Consider the following 3108-nt stretch of genomic DNA (forward strand, 5'->3'; position numbering starts at 1 on the left):
CGTTCAGCCTTGTTCAGGTCTTCAAGGCGGTTCTGGATCTGTTCCAGTAAATTTCGCATGCGGTCCATATATGTTCCTTGGGTCAGCTGCGCAAATTAGAGTTCGGCTATGCCAAAAGGGCCTTGGATGCGGCCCCAAACGGTGGCCTATCCTACTGATGGCCCCGACCGACCACCACTTCGAATCTGTATTTTGCGAAAATGTTGTGGTTATTACTACATTTTCTCTTGAGCGATGCCTTGAAAAAAGGTATTTGTAGCTTAACTTGATAAAAGAACAAACATCATGCCTTCGATTACGGTTGAACCGTGCACCTTTGCCTTGTTCGGCGCCCTTGGCGATCTGGCCTTGCGCAAGCTGTTTCCTGCCCTCTATCAACTCGACGGCGCAGGCCTCTTGCACGAGGATACGCGCGTTATCGCGCTGGCCCGCGAGCCCGGCACCGAGCAGCAGCACCTGGCATTCATCGCCTCGGAGCTGCGGCGTTATGTGGGGGCCGAATCGCTGGACGAAGCGGTAGCCGAGCGCTTTCTGGCTCGACTGAGCTATTTGCACGTCGACTTCCTCAATCCTGACGATTACGTCACCCTGGCCGATATAGCCGGCAGCGCTCAGCGTGTGATTGCCTACTTTGCAACACCGGCTGCCGTTTACGGCGCGATTTGCGAGAACCTGGCCAAGGTCGGCCTGGCGGAAAACACCCGCGTGGTACTGGAAAAACCCATCGGCTCGGACCTGGAATCCTCGCGCAAGGTTAACGACGCCGTGGCGCAGTTCTTCCCGGAAAACCGTACCTACCGCATCGACCACTACTTGGGTAAAGAGACGGTTCAAAACCTCATCGCGCTGCGTTTTGCCAACAGCCTGTTCGAAACCCAGTGGAACCAGAACTACATCTCCCACGTGGAAATCACCGTGGCGGAGAAGGTCGGGATCGAAGGCCGTTGGGGTTACTTCGACAAGGCCGGACAACTGCGGGACATGATCCAGAATCACCTGCTGCAACTGCTTTGCCTGATCGCCATGGACCCGCCGGCCGACCTGTCCGCCGACAGCATCCGCGACGAAAAAGTCAAAGTCCTCAAGGCGCTGGCACCGATCAGCGCGGAAGGGCTGACCACTCAGGTGGTGCGCGGTCAATACATCGCCGGCTACAGCGAAGGCAAGCCGGTCCCGGGTTATCTGGAAGAACCGAATTCGAACACCCAGAGCGACACCGAAACCTTCGTCGCCTTGCGTGCCGATATCCGCAACTGGCGTTGGGCCGGTGTACCGTTTTACCTGCGGACCGGCAAGCGCATGCCGCAAAAACTGTCGCAGATCGTCATTCACTTCAAGGAACCGTCGCATTACATCTTCGCCCCTGAGCAGCGCCTGCAAATCAGCAACAAGCTGATTATCCGCCTGCAACCGGACGAAGGCATTTCCTTGCGCGTGATGACCAAAGAACAAGGCCTGGACAAGGGCATGCAGCTGCGCAGCGGTCCGTTGCAGCTGAACTTTTCCGACACCTATCGCAGCGCGCGGATTCCCGATGCCTACGAGCGGTTACTGCTGGAAGTGATGCGTGGCAATCAGAACCTGTTTGTCCGTAAAGATGAAATCGAAGCCGCGTGGAAGTGGTGTGACCAGTTGATCGCCGGGTGGAAAAAATCCGGTGATGCGCCCAAGCCGTACGCGGCCGGGTCCTGGGGACCGATGAGCTCCATTGCTCTGATCACGCGGGACGGGAGGTCGTGGTATGGCGATATCTGAATTGAAACTCCCTCAGGGCGTCAGCGCCCATGGGTTCAAGAGCCCGGTGCTGTTGGCTGAAGCTTTGGCACTGACGGTCGCCAAGCAACTGAGCGAAGCGATCGAGACCCAAGGCACCGCCACGCTGGTGGTGTCCGGTGGTCGCAGTCCAGTGGCGTTTTTCCAGCATCTGGCTAAACAGGCGCTGGACTGGTCGAACGTGGTGGTCAGCCTGGCCGATGAGCGTTGGGTGCCGGTAGAACACGCCGACAGTAATGCAGGTTTGCTCAAGCGTTATCTGTTGCAAGGCCCGGCGGCCAAGGCTCAGTTCCTGAGCTTGTACAGCGCCAGCACCAACCTTGAACAGGCCGCAGAGCAGGCCGACCGTTTGCTGTCCGAACTGCCGGTGATCGACGTCTTGGTGTTGGGCATGGGCGATGACGGTCACACCGCGTCGTTGTTCCCAAACAGCCCGAACCTGGCTGACGCCTTGAAAGCCGACGGCACACGCCGTTGCTACCCGATGCTGGCGCCCACCGTGCCGCATCAGCGATTGACCATGAGCCGTGCGCTGTTGGCCTCGGCCAAGCACAAAGTTTTATCGATTTCCGGTCAGTCCAAGCTGACCACCTTGAGTGCCGCATTGGCCGCCGACGATGTCGCCGCCATGCCGATTCGCGCGTTTTTGCAACCTACGTTAGAGATCTACTGGTGCCCATGAGCCAAGGAACAGCCGCTATGACAACCCCATCCCCGACCGTTTCCATGGCGGACAAAGTTGCCCTGATCGACAGCCTCTGCGCCAAGGCGCGGATTCTGCCGGTAATCACCATCGCTCGCGAACAGGACGTGCTGCCGCTGGCCGACGCCCTGGCCGCCGGTGGCCTGACCGCCCTGGAAGTAACCCTGCGTTCGCAGTTCGGCCTCAAAGCCATTCAGATCCTGCGCGAACAGCGCCCGGAACTGATGACCGGTGCCGGCACCGTGCTGGATCGCCACATGCTCGCCGCTGCCGAAGCGGCCGGCTCGCAATTCATCGTCACGCCGGGCATCACCCGTGATCTGCTCGAAGCCAGCGTCAACAGCCCGATCCCGCTGTTGCCGGGGATCAGCAACGCCTCCGGCATCATGGAAGGCTATGGCCTGGGCTATCGCCGCTTCAAGTTGTTCCCGGCGGAAGTGAGCGGCGGCGTCGCCGCTATCAAGGCCCTGGGTGGTCCGTTCGGCGAAGTGAAATTCTGCCCGACGGGCGGCGTCGGCCCGGCCAACATCAAGAGCTACATGGCGTTGAAAAACGTCATGTGCGTGGGCGGTAGCTGGATGCTTGATCCGGAGTGGATCAAGAACGGCGACTGGGCCCGCATTCAGGAATGC

3 protein-coding genes are annotated in these 3108 nt (G+C 59.3%); all 3 read left to right on the forward strand.

Annotated elements, in window-relative coordinates:
- The first annotated feature begins 285 nt into the window (after positions 1-285).
- The gene (gene zwf / locus AC1DRJ_RS22730; protein ID WP_477804123.1) at positions 286-1755 is read left to right on the forward strand and encodes a glucose-6-phosphate dehydrogenase; all 1470 of its coding nucleotides are present in this window, start codon (positions 286-288) and stop codon (positions 1753-1755) included.
- Positions 1742-2455, forward strand: coding sequence for a 6-phosphogluconolactonase (gene pgl, locus AC1DRJ_RS22735; protein ID WP_477804124.1), 714 nt, complete (start codon positions 1742-1744; stop codon positions 2453-2455). The genes zwf and pgl overlap by 14 nt, the downstream gene beginning before the upstream one ends.
- Before the next feature lie 17 nt (positions 2456-2472).
- Positions 2473-3108: bifunctional 4-hydroxy-2-oxoglutarate aldolase/2-dehydro-3-deoxy-phosphogluconate aldolase (locus AC1DRJ_RS22740; RefSeq protein WP_477804125.1), on the forward strand; the 636-nt coding region annotated here is incomplete at its 3' end.

The sequence above is a fragment of the Pseudomonas sp. P5_B2 genome, from assembly GCF_056400445.1.

What these genes read in the sequence shown, in the direction of transcription:
- zwf (WP_477804123.1), top strand. Translation starts at nt 286, where the DNA reads ATGCCTTCGATTACGGTTGAACCGTGCACCTTTGCCTTGTTCGGCGCC.
- pgl (WP_477804124.1), top strand. Translation starts at nt 1,742, where the DNA reads ATGGCGATATCTGAATTGAAACTCCCTCAGGGCGTCAGCGCCCATGGG.